The following is a 12624-nucleotide window of genomic DNA, read 5'->3' as shown; positions in this document are numbered from 1 at the left end:
CCGGGCAGAACAGCCCTGATCCGGGCAGAACAGGAACACTCACCGTGACACTCGCCACCCCCTCGACCGGAGTCGTCCTCCGCAGCGCCGGAGTCGCCCTCGTGCTGGACCTCAGCGACTCCCGGCTCCCGTCGGTCGCGCACTGGGGGGCGGACTGCGGGCCGCTCGATCGGGCGGCGTTCGACGCGCTGGTGCTCTCGGGCGTCGCCCCGGTCGGCCCGAACGACATCGACGAGCCGATCCGTCTCGCGGTGCTCCTCGAGCACTCCACCGGCTGGACCGGCCGGCCCGGCCTCAGCGGGTCCCGCGCGGGGGCGGCCTGGTCGCCGGCCTTCCGCACCACCAGCCTCGAGCTCGACGGCGCCGCCCTTGCGGCCGGCGAGATCGCGGACGCCGGCGCGGGCACGCTCGTCGTCTGCGCCCGGGACGACGTCGCCGCGCTCGGACTCGAGATCGTGATCGTCCTGGACCCCTCCGGCGTGCTGCGGATGCGGGCGGCGCTCACCAACCTCGGCGAGGACGGCTACCAGGTCGACGAGCTGCTGCTCAGCCTGCCCACCCCGCCCTCGGCGAGCGAGATCCTCGACTTCGCCGGCCGCTGGGGCAAGGAGCGCGTGCCGCAGCGCTCGGCCGTCACCATCGGCGCGCACCGCCGCGAGGGCCGGCACGGGCGGACGGGGGCGGACGCCGCCACCCTGCTCAGCGTCGGCGAGCCCGGCTTCGGCTTCGCCCGCGGCGAGGTCTGGGGCCTGCACACCGCGTGGTCCGGCAACCACGTCCACCAGGTCGAGCGCGTGCACACCGGCGTGCAGACCCTCGGCGGCGGCGAGCTGCTGCTGCCCGGCGAGATCCGGCTCGCCCACGGCGAGACCTACACCGGACCGTGGATCCACGCCGTCTACGGCGACGGACTCGACGAGGTCGCGCGGCGCTTCCACCGGCAGCTCCGCGCCCGGCCGGGCCACCCGCACTCGGCGCGGCCCGTCACGATCAACGTGTGGGAGGCCGTCTACTTCGACCACGACCTCGACGCGCTCGTCGAGCTGGCCGACCGCGCCGCGGACCTCGGGATCGAGCGCTTCGTGCTCGACGACGGCTGGTTCGGGAGCCGCCGGGACGACCACTCCGGCCTGGGCGACTGGACCGTCTCGAGCGACGTCTGGCCGGACGGACTGCACCCCCTGGTCGACCACGTGCGCTCCCTCGGCCTGCAGTTCGGGCTCTGGTTCGAGCCCGAGATGGTCAACCCGGACTCCGACCTCGCCCGGGCGCACCCTGAGTGGATCCTCTCGACCGGTGACCGGATGCCCCCCGAGTCGCGCTGGCAGCAGGTCCTCGACCTGGGCGATCCGGACTGCTTCGCGCACCTCCGCGACGCGATCCTCGCGATCCTCGACGAGTACGACATCGGCTACATCAAGTGGGACCACAACCGCGACCTCACCGACGCGGGCCGGCGCCCCGACGGCGCGCCGGGCGTGCACCGCCAGACGCTCGCGGTCTACCGGCTGATGGACGAGATCCGGGCCCTGCACCCGGGGCTCGAGATCGAGTCCTGCTCCTCGGGCGGAGCGCGGGTCGACCTGGAGATCCTGGAGCGGACCGACCGCGTCTGGGTCTCCGACAACAACGACCCGCTCGACCGTCAGCAGATGAACCGCTGGACCGGCCAGCTGCTGCCGCCGGAGCTGATGGGGACCCACATCGCGTCGGGCGCCTCGCACACGACGGGCCGCGTGCACGACCTGTCCTTCCGCGCTCTGACGGCGCTGTTCGGCCACCTCGGCGTCGAGTGGGACCTGCGCTCCGCCGGCGACGAGGAGCTCGAGGAGCTGCGCCAGTGGATCGCCCTGCACAAGCGGCTCCGGCCGCTGCTGCACGGCGGCGACCTCGTCCGCCTGGACCACCCGGACGAGACGATCGCGGTGCACGGTGTCGTCGCTCCCGACCGCTCGGCCGCCGTCTTCGCGTACGTCTCGCTGGCCCGCGCCGGCGTCGTCTCCCCCGGGCGGGTCCGCCTGCCCGGCCTCGATCCGGAGTCGGTGTACCGGGTCGCCCCCGTCGTCATCGGCGCGCGGGACGCCGCGGTCCGTGACGCGATCTGGTGGCCGCAGGACGGCGGGGCGTTCGAGCTGTCCGGCGCCCTGCTCGGCCGAGCGGGACTCGTCCCGCCGCTCCTGCACCCGGAGCGCGGGGTGCTCTACGAGGTGACCCGGGTCGGGAGCGTGCGGCCGCCCGCGAGCTGAGGCGGGTGACTCCCTTCGGACGGGCGCGGGCGGGGCGGGCGCTGTCAGCGCGGGCGCGGTAGGTTCGCTGCGATGAACACCTCGCGACGGGTCACTCGGCGCGACGTCGCCCGCCTGGCCGGCGTCAGCGACGCCGTCGTGACGTACACGCTCACCGGGACCGCGCCCGTCGCCGAGGCGACCGCGGCGCGGGTGCGGGCGGCGATCGCCGAGCTCGGCTACCGGCCGAACGCCACGGCGGCCGCCCTCCGGACCGGGACCTCGCGGACCATCGCGCTGCTCGCCCCGGTCGGCAGTCGGCGGGTGTTCACCAATCCGCTCTTCACCGAGCTGGCCAGCGCCGTCGAGGACGCGGCGCGCGCCCGAGGACTCGATCTGCTCGTGGTCACCTCGATCCCGGACGTCGACGCCCTGCACGCCCGCCTCCGCGATCTGACCGCGCGGCAGATCGCCGGGGTGCTCCTCCTGGCGGGCGGCCCCGTCGACCGGGGCTCGATCGACGCCTTCGGCGTGCCCTGGCTGCAGCTCAACAGCAGCGACGAGTCGGGGGCGAACGGCGTCGGCGTCGACCTGGAGGCCGGCGCGGCGGCGGTGACCCGCCACCTCCTCGAGACGGGTCGGCGCCGCATCGCCTTCGTCGGCGACGTCGAGCGGGACGACCGCGGCCGGTTCGAGGCCCGTCGGCGCGGCTGGGAGTCGGCGTGCCTCGACGCCGGGCGGGAGCCGGGTCCCGCACTCCGCAGCGACTACTCCCGCGAGGGCGGCTGGGCCGCCGGCCGGGTCCTGGCCGGTCTGTCGCCCCGGCCCGACGCCGTCTTCGCCGCCTCCGACCTGATCGGGATCGGCGTGCTCCGCGCGCTCCGTGACGCGGAGCTCCGGGTGCCGGACGACATCGCGGTCGCGAGCTTCGACGGCACCTGGGAGGGCGAGTACAGCGCACCGCCCCTCACCTCGCTGCGGCAGCCGCTCGAGGCGCTGGCCGAGGCCGCCCTCGACCGCCTGATCGGCGGCGTGACCGGCTCGACCCTCCTCGAGGGCACCCTCGTCGTGCGCGCCTCCTCGGGCTAGGCGGGACGCGCTCGGGCCGGTCGCAGGGGCTCGGACCGCACAGGCTCGGACCGCACAGGCTCGGACCGCACAGGCTCGGACCGCACGGGCTCGGACGGCACGGGCTCGGAGGCCTCACACGGCGCCCGTCGACGCCCAGAGGTGGAACGCCGCATGGGCGCGGTGCGGACGCCAGGCCTGCGAGGCCGCGTCCGCCGCCGCCGTGCCGATCCCGCCGAGGGCGCGGCGCAGCACGAGGTCGCCCGCGGGGAACGCGTCCGGGTCGCCGAGCAGCCGGAGGCCGAGGTAGTCGGCGGTCCACGGCCCGATGCCGGGGATCGCGAGCAGGAGCCGGCGCTGCTCGGGCAGGTCGCCCGCGCGATCGAGCACCAGACCGTCGGCGAAGGCCGCCGCGACGGCGCGGACGGTCGCGGCGCGGGCCCGCGTCACGCCGATCGCGGCGCGCAGCCCCTCGATCGGTCCGGCGAGGAGGGCCTCGGGCGTCGGGAACGAGCGGAGTCCCCCCTCGCCCTCGCGTCCGAACGCGGTGACGACGCGCCCGCCGAAGGTCCTCGCCGCCGCCACCGACACCTGCTGGCCGAGCACCGCCATCACCGCGGCCTCGAACGGCTCGGGATACTGCGTCGCCCGCAGGCCCGGCCGGGCGGCGACCATCGGGGCCAGCAGCGGATCGCGGGCGAGGGCGGCGCCGATCGCCTCGACGTCGGAGTCGAGGTCGAACCAGGCGCGGACCAGCGGGAGGACGGCGGGGTGGGTCGTCGTGACCCGGACGCCGGAAGCGGTCAGCTCGAGCGCGAGCGGCACCGGTCGCGACCCGACGGTGACGTGGCGCTCGAGGCGCCGACCGTCGTCGGAGACCCGCTCGACCCCGGGCAGTGAGTGGTGCAGGAGGAGGTTCGCGGCGCCGACGACGTCGAAGGGGCCGTTCGCGCCGAGGTCGACGGGGCGCGGGTCCACGGGTCGGGAGTCTGCGGCGCTGGGGTCGACGGCGTTCAGGGGAGGAGCACCACCTTGCCGCCGGCGCGGCCCGACTCCACCAGCGCGAGCGCCTCCACGGCAGAGGCGAGCGGGAAGGAGCGGCCGAGCACCACCTCGAGCTCACCCCGGCCGGCCCGCTCGAGCAGCGGCGCCCGGGCGGCGTCGCGGAGGGCCGTGCCGGGATCGGCGCCTTCGCCGCCGCCCAGCAGCAGGACGCCGAGCGCCGCGCCGCGCTCGAAGCCGGCGACGGTGGCGATCCGGGAGCGGTCGGCGACGAGCGCGACGGAGGCGTCGAGCGCCTCGTCGGTGCCGGCCGTGTCGAGCGCGACGTCGACGCCCTCGGGCGCCAGCGCGCGCACCCGCTCCACCAGCCCCTCCCCGTAGCGCACGGACTCGCCGCCGAAGCGCTCGACGATCGCGGCGCCCCGCTCGCTGGACGTGCCGACGGCACGCGCGCCGCGCTCGCGCACGAGCTGGACGAGGAGGCTGCCGACGGCGCCGCTCGCCCCGTGGATCAGGACGGTGTCGTCGGCGGAGACGTGCGTCGCCTCGAGCAGGTGCACCGCGGTCGTGCCGGTGAGCAGGAGCCCGGCCGCCTGCTCCCAGGCGAGGCCCGGCGGCTTCGGCAGGACCGAGGCGGCCGGCACCACCAGCTCCTCGGAGTAGCCGCCGGAGACCCGGAAGGCGACCACCTCGTCGCCGACCGCGACGGTGCCGAGGGGCCCGGCCGCGTCCTCCCCCACCGCGGTGACCACTCCGGCGACCTCGCTGCCGGGGCGGACGGGGGTGCGTCCGCGGCCGAAGAGACCGCGGAGGAGCTTCGCGTCCGCGGGATTGACGCCCGCGGCGCGCACGCGGATGCGCACCCGGCCGGGACCGGGCTCGCCGGGCTCGACCGTCACCGCGTGGAGGGCCTCGGGCCCGCCGAACTCGTCCGCCTGCATCGCCAGAACCACGGGGACCGCCTCTCGCACGGGCCCCGATCGCCGGCGACGATCAGGAGGGGTCCGGGCGCGCCCGACGCTAGCAGCAGCCTCCGACACCGGCCGGGGCCCGCGGCCGAGGCGGCCGGGGCCGGGGCCGATGGATGTCGGACATCTGAGAACGCGCGTTCCCTCTGCGCCTACGATGGAGAGATGACGCCGCCGACCCTCGAAGCAACGCCTCCCCGCGAGGCGATCCTCGCGGCCGCCGACCGCCTCTACTACGAGCGCGGGATCCAGTCGGTCGGGATGGACGCGCTGCGCACCGCCGCCGGCGTCTCGCTCAAGCGCCTCTACTCGGAGTTCCCGAGCAAGGAGTCGCTCGTTCTGGCCGTGCTGCAGGCCCGCCACGAGCAGTGGACCCTCGGCGTGCGCAGCCGGGTCGCCGCCGCGACCGGCGCCCGGCCGAAGCTCCTGGCGATCTACGACTTCCTCTTCGACTGGTTCTCCGAGGACTCCTTCCGCGGCTGCAGCTTCATCAACGCCTTCGGCGAGTTCGGCTCGTCCAACCCGGCGGTCGCGCAGCTGGCCCGGGAGCACAAGGACACCTTCCAGCGGTTCCTCGCCGTGCTGACCGAGGAGGTCGGCGGCGGCGCCGAGCTGGCCGCGCAGCTCGCCCTCCTCGCCGAGGGTGCGCAGACCACGGCCGCCATCTCGGGCACCCCCGAGCCCGCCCTGCACGCCCGCCGCGCCGCCGAGATCCTGATCGACGCCGCGACCCGCACGTCCTGACGCCGCGACACATCCCCTGCTGATCGAGCCGCCCGCAGGGCGTATCGAGACCCACCGTCATCAGCGAGGCCGATCTGCCGAGCCGTCCTTCTGACGCAAGTGGGTCTCGATACCCCCGCTGCGCGCGCTACTCGACCAGCAAGAGAGTGCCCATGCCGGCCGAGCACCCCGCAGGGCGGCCGGGCATGCTGGTCGGGTAGCCGCCTCCGGCGGCGTATCGAGACCCGCCATCACCGAGACATCCGGGAGCGAGTCTCCTCCACACACGCGATCCCACGGCGTTGTCCCCGGTCAGCCCCTGGTTCCGACCGGGCTGTCGGTGGTCCCTGCTTCAATACGCGTATGTCAGAAGATGAGAATGCAGCAGCACTCGCGGAGGTGCGCGACTGCTTCACCGACGCCGCCGCCACCGAGCGCGCCGCATCCCCGACGCGCCTGAGGGCCGCGGAACGGATGCACCGCGGCTGCCGCGTCGCGCTCACCGTCCCGGAATCCTTCGCCCGCGGCGCGACCCGCAGCGAGACCCGCGACCTCGTCGAGCGCTCCATCCGCGCCGAGCTCGCGGTCACGCTCGGCGTCTCCGAGCGAGACGTCTGCCGACGCCTCGAGACCGCGCAGATGCTGATGGAGCACCTGCCCCTCACCCGCGCCCTGCTCCGCGACGCCCGGATCCTCTGGGAGGCCGGCGAGGCCGTCTGCAGAACCGCGAGCAGCCTCCCCGAGGCCTCCCGCGCAGCACTCGACGAGCGCGCCGCCGACGCCGCCCCCACGATGACGACCACCCAGCTGCGCCGAGCACTCAGCCGCTGGCGCGAGGAACTCCACGAGCAGCCCCTCGCCGAGCGCCACGCTCGCGCCCGGGAGGACCGCGCGGTCTGGGTCACGCCGGACGTCGACGGGATGGCGACGCTCTGCCTTCACGCTCCTGCACCGGTCGTCTCCGGCGCCTACGACCGGCTGCGGCGCATCGCCCGCACCCTCCGCGACGACGGCGACCCCCGCACTCTCCAGCAGCTCAGCGCCGACGCCGCCGTCGATCTCCTCTGCGACGGCGACATAGCGGGAACGACCCCTGATCCTGATCATCGGCCGGACCCGACCTTCGTCCCCGGCATCCGCGCCGAGGTGCGGCTGACCCTCGCCGCGTCGACGGCCGTGGGCCTGGACGACGCTCCCGCGGACCTCGACGGCTACGGACCCGTGCCCGCACCGATCGCCCGAGAGCTGATCCGCACGGCCGCCTCCTTCACCCGGGTCCTGACCGATCCGGAGACCGGCGCGGTCGTCTCCGTCGGCCGCACCTACCGGATCCCGCCGCCGCAGATGCGCCTGCACCTCCAACTCCGCGATCAGACCTGCCGCTTCGCCGGCTGCACACGGCCCGCCGCCACCAGCGAGGCCGACCACACCCTCGAATGGCGCAACGGCGGCGAGACCTCCCTGGAGAACCTCGTCTCACTCTGCACCTCGCACCACCACATCCGGCACGGGGACCAGTGGACGTACGTCAGACACGACGACGAGGCGATCGTCTGGACGAGCCCGACGGGCCGGCGGATCAGCAACCGGCCACCGGCACTCCCCGGGCGTCCGCCCGACCCGCCCCCACGGCCGCACTTCGTCGATGTGCCCGCACCGTTCTGACGACGGTGGATCTCGATACGCCCGCTGCGCGGGCTACTCGATCAGCATGAACAGCGCGCGGGGGGCTACTCGACCAGCACGGCTGCGTGCGTCTCTTCCAAGGAGATCCACCGCGCCGGAGTGCTCACGCGGGATCCCGATGCGATCGCGCGGCGGGTGACCCGATCAGGGCCATCAGGCCTCGCCGCCGCCCGGCGGGCCGACGACGAGCAGCGCGGCGAAGACCGCGGCGACAGCGGCCAGCACCAGGGCGGCCGCGAGGACCGGGCGGCCGAGCGCCCAGCGCAGCAGCCGGCTCGGGAGCCTCCGGTCGCGCGAGTCGCCGCTCGCCTCACGGCGCCAGTCCCCCTCGAGGAGCCCCCGCCGCTCGAAGCCGCGCTCCAGCGGGATGGTCGTGTACGGCACCACGGCGCTGGCCAGCGCGAGCAGGGTCGCTCCCACGGTCCAGCGCTGGTTCACCGCGAGGACGAGTGCGGCCGCCCCGTAGGCGAGGAACGCGAAGCCGTGGATCGGGCCGGCCACGCTCACGGGCCAGTCGCCGACTCCGACGGCGTACTTGAGCAGCATGCCGACGAGCAGGAGCGTCCAGGTCACCGCCTCGAGGATCGACAGGATGCGGAAGAGGCGGCGCGGGCTCATGGGATCGGCTCCGTTCGGGTCCGCGGCGGTGCAGCGGACGGTCGGCGTCGGTCGACGGTCAGCGGGTCGACGGTCACCGGGAGACTACGACAGCGCCCCTGCCCACCACCTGGACGGGGCGGCACCGCGGGGACCAGACCTCGCCGTCGACGGGCCGGCCGAGGCGGCGCGTCGACCGAGGAAGCGCTGCCGGGGCGACAGGTCAGCCGAGACGGCCGAGCAGCGCGAGCGTCGAGGCGACGCCGACCGCGACCGCCGAGAGCGCCGCGATCGCCCCGTGCACGCCGCTGCGCAGCGGTGTGGCCCGCGGCTCGTCGCGCAGTCCGGACCACAGTCGGCGCGCGACCTCGTCGGCGCTCGGGCGGGCGGCGGGGTCGAGGCGGGTCATCTCGGTCAGCAGCCCGCGCCAGCGCTCGGGCACCGAGTCGGGGACGACCGGGGCGTGGTGCATCCTCTGCAGCGAGATCTCCAGGGTGGTGCCGGTGTAGGCGCGACGGCCGGAGACCGCCTCGAGCAGCACCAGGCCGAGGGAGTAGACGTCGGACGCCGGGCCGACCGTCCCGGAGCCGAGGCTCTCGGGGCTGAGGTACGCCGCAGTCCCGACCAGGACGTCCGAGCGGGTGAGCCGCGCGTCGTCGACGGCCCGGGCGATGCCGAAGTCGCTGAGCTTCGCCTCGTGCCGAGCACCGGCGGCGGCCACGGACCGCGTGCGGACCAGGACGTTCTCGGGCTTCACGTCCCGGTGCAGGACGTCCCGCGTGTGCAGGTGCGCCAGAGCGTCGGCGAGCTGAGCGCCGATCTCGGCGAGCAGCTGCTCGTCGCCGGAGGCGAACCAGCCGGCGGCAGGATCGGCCGGGTCGAAGTACTCGAGGACGAGGAAGGCGAGCGCGCCCTCGTCCGTCGCGATCTCGCCCTGGTCGAGGATCTCGACGATCGAGGAGTGGCGGGAGTCGATCAGCAGGCGCACCTCGCGCTCGCGCCGCGACCGCTCGTTCGGGGTGCCGGCGACCTCGCGGTAGATCTTCACGGCGACGGAGCGCGCCAGGTTGAGATCGCGCGCCCGGAAGACCGTCGCGCTGCCGCCCTCGCCGATGCGCTCGAGGAGGAGGTAGCGGTCGGCCAGAGTCGTGCCGAGGAGGGGATCCGAGAGCGGGAGGACCGGTGCGGTGTCGAGCATGCCGTCCTCCGTCCTCCTGATTTCGCTAGCTCGTCTAACTAGCTTGTCCATTCGTACCGTCTGGGGTCGCCGAGGACAAGCACCAGGACGGGGTTGTACATGACTAGATCTTCTTGCTACATGACTGTCTAAGCTGTGGTGCATGGACGAGGTCGCGCTGACTCGGCCGGCTGCCCTCCGGCACCCGGCCGCTCCGAGCGCGCCCGGGGCCGCCGAGGTCCTCGGCGCGATGCGCGCCTTCCGCACGGCCGAGAGCGCCATGCGCCGACGCACCCGCGGATCGATGGGCATGGGCGAGAACGATCTGCTCGCGGTCCAGTTCCTCATGCGCCGGCAGCAGGGCGGCCAGCACGTCAGTCCGAAGGACCTCGCCGCCTATCTCGGCATCTCCTCCGCCTCGACGACCGTCCTCATCGACCGCCTGGTCAAGAGCGGTCACGTCCTCCGCCAGCCGCACCCGAGCGACCGGCGCGCGATCCGGATCGTCGCCACCCCCACCTCCCACCGCGAGGTGCGCGAGACGCTCGACGACATGAACCAGCGGATGCTGGCCGCGGCCGAGCAGCTCTCCCCCGAGGAGGCGAGCGCGGTGGTCCGCTTCCTGCAGACCGTCCGCGAGATCGTCGAGATCCCCGGCGAGCAGGGCGACGTCCTCGAGGACGACGCCGACCACGAGCTGACCGTCGAGCGACGCCGCGCCTGAGCCGCTCGGCCCGGCCGCGCCCTCCGCGTTCTGTGCCGAGAACGCGTCCTCGGCGTTCGGCACTCGGGGCGCGCCCGGCATCACCGTCCGTTCATCCGGCACGGCTTGACATCGTTAGTCAAACTAGTAGACAGTCTTTCTAGCGACAGGGACAGGCTCCTGTCTTCGTGCGAACGGGAGAAGACCATGGGCAGCATCATGTACGGCACTCCTCCGGCGGCCATCGAGGTCGACGACCGGACTCTGGCCCATCTGCAGATCGTCATCATCAACAAGTTCCGCCGGGACGAGCGCTTCCTGCTCACCCTCGACGCCAGCCCGAACGCCGGGACCGGCCGCCGCGGCGTCTGGATGCACCCGACCATCCCGCTGCAGTTCGACTTCAAGGGCAGCCGCCAGCCGACGATCAACCCCGAGTGGATCGAGGCCCTGATGGAGCGCGCCAACAGCGGCGCCGGTCTGCGCATCGTCCCCGAGCCCGTCGGCGCGACCGCCGTGCCGCTGCGCCGCGCGGAGCCGGCCGCCTAGCGCACACCGCCTAGCGCGCCGCCTGACGCTCGCCGACTGGCGCCGGTCGCCTCTGAAGGACCGGCCGGCATCGACTTCGCCGATATCTGTCGGACTCTCCGAACTGCCTTGCAAGCGCTTGACATTTCGCGCCACGCCCAGGGCGCAGGCCTACACTTCGAGTGCGGTCCGGGTTCGTTCCGGCGGGCTCGACCCCGTGACCGCGCGCATGACCGGATGCCGGGTAGCGAGCTCCCCCTCTCGTGGGCCCGGCATCCGGGTGCGCGGCGCACCCGAAGCGCTCCCGCGAGGCCTGCCGACAGGAGTCGGCGCCATGATCGACACGACCACCGCCCCGCGCTCCAGCGCCGGGGCCCCCGGCACGGATCCCGATGACGTCCGGCCCGGCGACGAGTTCACCGCCGTCGTCTCCGACGAGCTCGAGTGGTGGCGCGTCGTCGCCGTGCTCGGCATCCGCGTGCTGGCGGAGCGCCTCGGCGTCGGCGACCGGCACAGCTTCACCCTCCGCTTCGTCCGCTACCGCCTGGCTGTCGCGGCCGAGGGCGGCGCCTAGGCGGCCCGTCCCGCCTGCACCGGGCGCCCGAGGCGGGCGAACATACGGTCGAACACCCGGCGGCGGTCGAACTGCAGGGCGTACTCGCGCGCCGCGACGGCCCGCTGCGCCCGGTCCTCCGCGGTCAGCTCGAGGACGACGTGGTCGAGCAGCGCGGCGATCGTGTCCGGAGCGTCGACCGGGGTGATGAACGCGTGCTCGCCGACCGCCTCGCCGATGCCGCCGGTCAGGGTCGTGATGACGGGTCCGCCGCCCGCGAGCATCTTCTCGGCGAGCGCGATGCCGAAGGTCTCGACGAACTCGGGGCGCGGCTTGCTCGGCAGCACGAACGCCGAGCAGCCGGCCATCAGGAAGGGCTTCTCCGCGTCGCCGACGTCGTCGAGGAAGCGGATGCGGTGCGCCAGCGGCGACGCGGCCGCAAGGCGCCTCAGCTCCGCCTCCTGCGGTCCGCGGCCGGCGATGACCAGCTCCCGATCCGTGTGCACGGCGCTGCGCTCGTAGCCGGCGATGAGGTCCTCGACGCCCTTCGCCTCCGTCAGCCGGGAGAGGAAGAGCACGTAGCCGTCGGTGCGGAGCCCGCGGGCGCGCACCACCTCGTCGACCACGGCCGGGTCGAGCCCGGTGTAGGCGTCGGAGTCGATCGCCGGGTAGGAGATCTCGATGCGCGCGCGGCACTGCTCGGCGAAGCGGGTGCCGTGCACCGCGTCGATCCGCTCGGCCTCCTCGACGATCAGGTCGCGGGTGTACTCGGAGACGGCGACGCAGTGGTCCTGCGAGAGGTACGAGGCGAAGATGTGCGCGGCGGCGCCGAGGCGGCCGTCCTCGACCGCCCGGCGGACGACGTTGGTGACGTCGGAGCCGACCGCCTCGGCGATCGTCGTGACGTCGACCGGGAGTCCGGTGCTCCAGGCGGCGCGCAGTGCGTCCGCCACCGCGAGGGTGTGCGGGCTGAGGTAGAGGGAGAGGCAGACGGTGGGCACGCCGTCGGTGAACAGCTCGACCAGGCGGCCGACCATGCCGGCGAGGAAGCGGCCGTCCGGCACCTTGTAGTCGCCGACGGGCTCCGGGCGCTCGACAATGATGCCGTCGCTGTAGGGGAGGACGGCGTCGAGCGGCTTGAGCGGGAGGCCGGCGGCCTGGAGCCGCTCGATCGGCCAGGTGACGATCCGCACCTCGTCGAAGCCGCGCTCCAGGGCGGTCTCGGCGAGGTTGCGGGCCTCGACCGAGTGCCCGCAGATCACCGGATCCGCGCGGACCACGATGACGAGTCGGTTCTGCACGGTGTGGGCGTGCGTGCTCTGGTCCATGGTGCTCCTTCAGGGGTGATCGGTGCGGGCGGGAGGGAGGCGGGCGGGGTGGAGGCGGTGGAGGCG

12 protein-coding genes are annotated in these 12624 nt (G+C 74.2%); 7 read left to right on the top strand and 5 right to left on the bottom strand.

Annotated features, from left to right (window positions below):
* The first annotated feature begins 44 nt into the window (after window positions 1-44).
* Together EDF36_RS09475 and EDF36_RS09470 are read left to right on the top strand one after the other, a co-directional pair.
* Window positions 45-2246, top strand: a complete 2202-nt coding sequence (locus EDF36_RS09475) for an alpha-galactosidase (protein WP_123732792.1) — start codon at window positions 45-47, stop codon at window positions 2244-2246.
* Between the two features lie 72 nt (window positions 2247-2318).
* The gene (locus EDF36_RS09470; protein ID WP_123732791.1) at window positions 2319-3314 is read left to right on the top strand and encodes a LacI family DNA-binding transcriptional regulator; all 996 of its coding nucleotides are present in this window, start codon (window positions 2319-2321) and stop codon (window positions 3312-3314) included.
* 114 nt (window positions 3315-3428) lie between these two features.
* On the opposite strand, the gene EDF36_RS09465 is transcribed toward EDF36_RS09470, so the two are convergent.
* A complete protein-coding gene (locus EDF36_RS09465) occupies window positions 3429-4271 on the bottom strand; it encodes a DNA-3-methyladenine glycosylase (protein ID WP_221181634.1) in 843 nt (280 codons plus the stop codon).
* A 35-nt stretch (window positions 4272-4306) separates the two neighbouring features.
* The gene (locus EDF36_RS09460; protein ID WP_260300646.1) at window positions 4307-5248 is read right to left on the bottom strand and encodes an NADP-dependent oxidoreductase; all 942 of its coding nucleotides are present in this window, start codon (window positions 5246-5248) and stop codon (window positions 4307-4309) included.
* A gap of 180 nt (window positions 5249-5428) precedes the next feature.
* Here EDF36_RS09460 and EDF36_RS09455 point away from each other — a divergent pair, with 180 nt between their 5' ends.
* Complete coding sequence (locus EDF36_RS09455; protein ID WP_123705403.1) at window positions 5429-6007, top strand: TetR/AcrR family transcriptional regulator; 579 nt, start codon at window positions 5429-5431, stop codon at window positions 6005-6007.
* Between the two features lie 342 nt (window positions 6008-6349).
* Window positions 6350-7651 (top strand): HNH endonuclease signature motif containing protein, encoded by a 1302-nt coding sequence (locus tag EDF36_RS09450; RefSeq protein WP_123732789.1) that lies wholly within the window; start codon window positions 6350-6352, stop codon window positions 7649-7651.
* 174 nt (window positions 7652-7825) lie between these two features.
* Here the strand turns inward: EDF36_RS09450 and EDF36_RS09445 are convergent, their stop codons facing one another.
* Both EDF36_RS09445 and EDF36_RS09440 read right to left on the bottom strand, forming a co-directional pair.
* Window positions 7826-8290, bottom strand: a complete 465-nt coding sequence (locus EDF36_RS09445) for a DUF3817 domain-containing protein (protein WP_123732788.1) — start codon at window positions 8288-8290, stop codon at window positions 7826-7828.
* Window positions 8291-8492: 202 nt separating this feature from the next.
* Window positions 8493-9467 carry a serine/threonine-protein kinase gene (locus EDF36_RS09440; RefSeq protein WP_185020428.1) on the bottom strand — a complete coding sequence of 325 codons (975 nt, stop codon included), beginning with the start codon at window positions 9465-9467 and terminating at the stop codon, window positions 8493-8495.
* A gap of 142 nt (window positions 9468-9609) precedes the next feature.
* On the opposite strand from EDF36_RS09440, the gene EDF36_RS09435 reads away from it, so the two are divergent.
* From EDF36_RS09435 to EDF36_RS09425, 3 genes are all read left to right on the top strand, one after another.
* The gene (locus tag EDF36_RS09435; protein WP_123732786.1) at window positions 9610-10170 is read left to right on the top strand and encodes a MarR family winged helix-turn-helix transcriptional regulator; all 561 of its coding nucleotides are present in this window, start codon (window positions 9610-9612) and stop codon (window positions 10168-10170) included.
* 186 nt (window positions 10171-10356) lie between these two features.
* The gene (locus EDF36_RS09430; protein WP_123705407.1) at window positions 10357-10698 is read left to right on the top strand and encodes an ATP-dependent DNA ligase; all 342 of its coding nucleotides are present in this window, start codon (window positions 10357-10359) and stop codon (window positions 10696-10698) included.
* A gap of 313 nt (window positions 10699-11011) precedes the next feature.
* Complete coding sequence (locus EDF36_RS09425; protein WP_123705408.1) at window positions 11012-11251, top strand: hypothetical protein; 240 nt, start codon at window positions 11012-11014, stop codon at window positions 11249-11251.
* On the opposite strand, the gene EDF36_RS09420 is transcribed toward EDF36_RS09425, so the two are convergent.
* On the bottom strand, window positions 11248-12558 hold the full coding sequence (locus EDF36_RS09420; protein ID WP_123732785.1) for a glycosyltransferase family 4 protein: 1311 nt from the start codon (window positions 12556-12558) through the stop codon (window positions 11248-11250). The two genes, EDF36_RS09425 and EDF36_RS09420, sit on opposite strands and share 4 nt — an antisense overlap.
* Between the last annotated feature and the right edge of the window lie 66 nt (window positions 12559-12624).

This window comes from Rathayibacter sp. PhB152, from assembly GCF_003751395.1.
Classification (GTDB): Bacteria; Actinomycetota; Actinomycetes; order Actinomycetales; family Microbacteriaceae; genus Rathayibacter; species Rathayibacter festucae.
This window is presented reverse-complemented; position numbering and strand designations above follow the sequence as displayed.

Excerpts from the sequence above, each read along its gene's own strand:
- EDF36_RS09470 (WP_123732791.1), top strand. The coding sequence starts at position 2,319 with ATGAACACCTCGCGACGGGTCACTCGGCGCGACGTCGCCCGCCTGGCC.
- EDF36_RS09455 (WP_123705403.1), top strand. The coding sequence starts at position 5,429 with ATGACGCCGCCGACCCTCGAAGCAACGCCTCCCCGCGAGGCGATCCTC.
- EDF36_RS09450 (WP_123732789.1), top strand. The coding sequence starts at position 6,350 with ATGTCAGAAGATGAGAATGCAGCAGCACTCGCGGAGGTGCGCGACTGC.
- EDF36_RS09445 (WP_123732788.1), bottom strand. The coding sequence starts at position 8,290 with ATGAGCCCGCGCCGCCTCTTCCGCATCCTGTCGATCCTCGAGGCGGTG.
- EDF36_RS09440 (WP_185020428.1), bottom strand. The coding sequence starts at position 9,467 with ATGCTCGACACCGCACCGGTCCTCCCGCTCTCGGATCCCCTCCTCGGC.
- EDF36_RS09435 (WP_123732786.1), top strand. The coding sequence starts at position 9,610 with ATGGACGAGGTCGCGCTGACTCGGCCGGCTGCCCTCCGGCACCCGGCC.
- EDF36_RS09430 (WP_123705407.1), top strand. The coding sequence starts at position 10,357 with ATGGGCAGCATCATGTACGGCACTCCTCCGGCGGCCATCGAGGTCGAC.
- EDF36_RS09425 (WP_123705408.1), top strand. The coding sequence starts at position 11,012 with ATGATCGACACGACCACCGCCCCGCGCTCCAGCGCCGGGGCCCCCGGC.
- EDF36_RS09420 (WP_123732785.1), bottom strand. The coding sequence starts at position 12,558 with ATGGACCAGAGCACGCACGCCCACACCGTGCAGAACCGACTCGTCATC.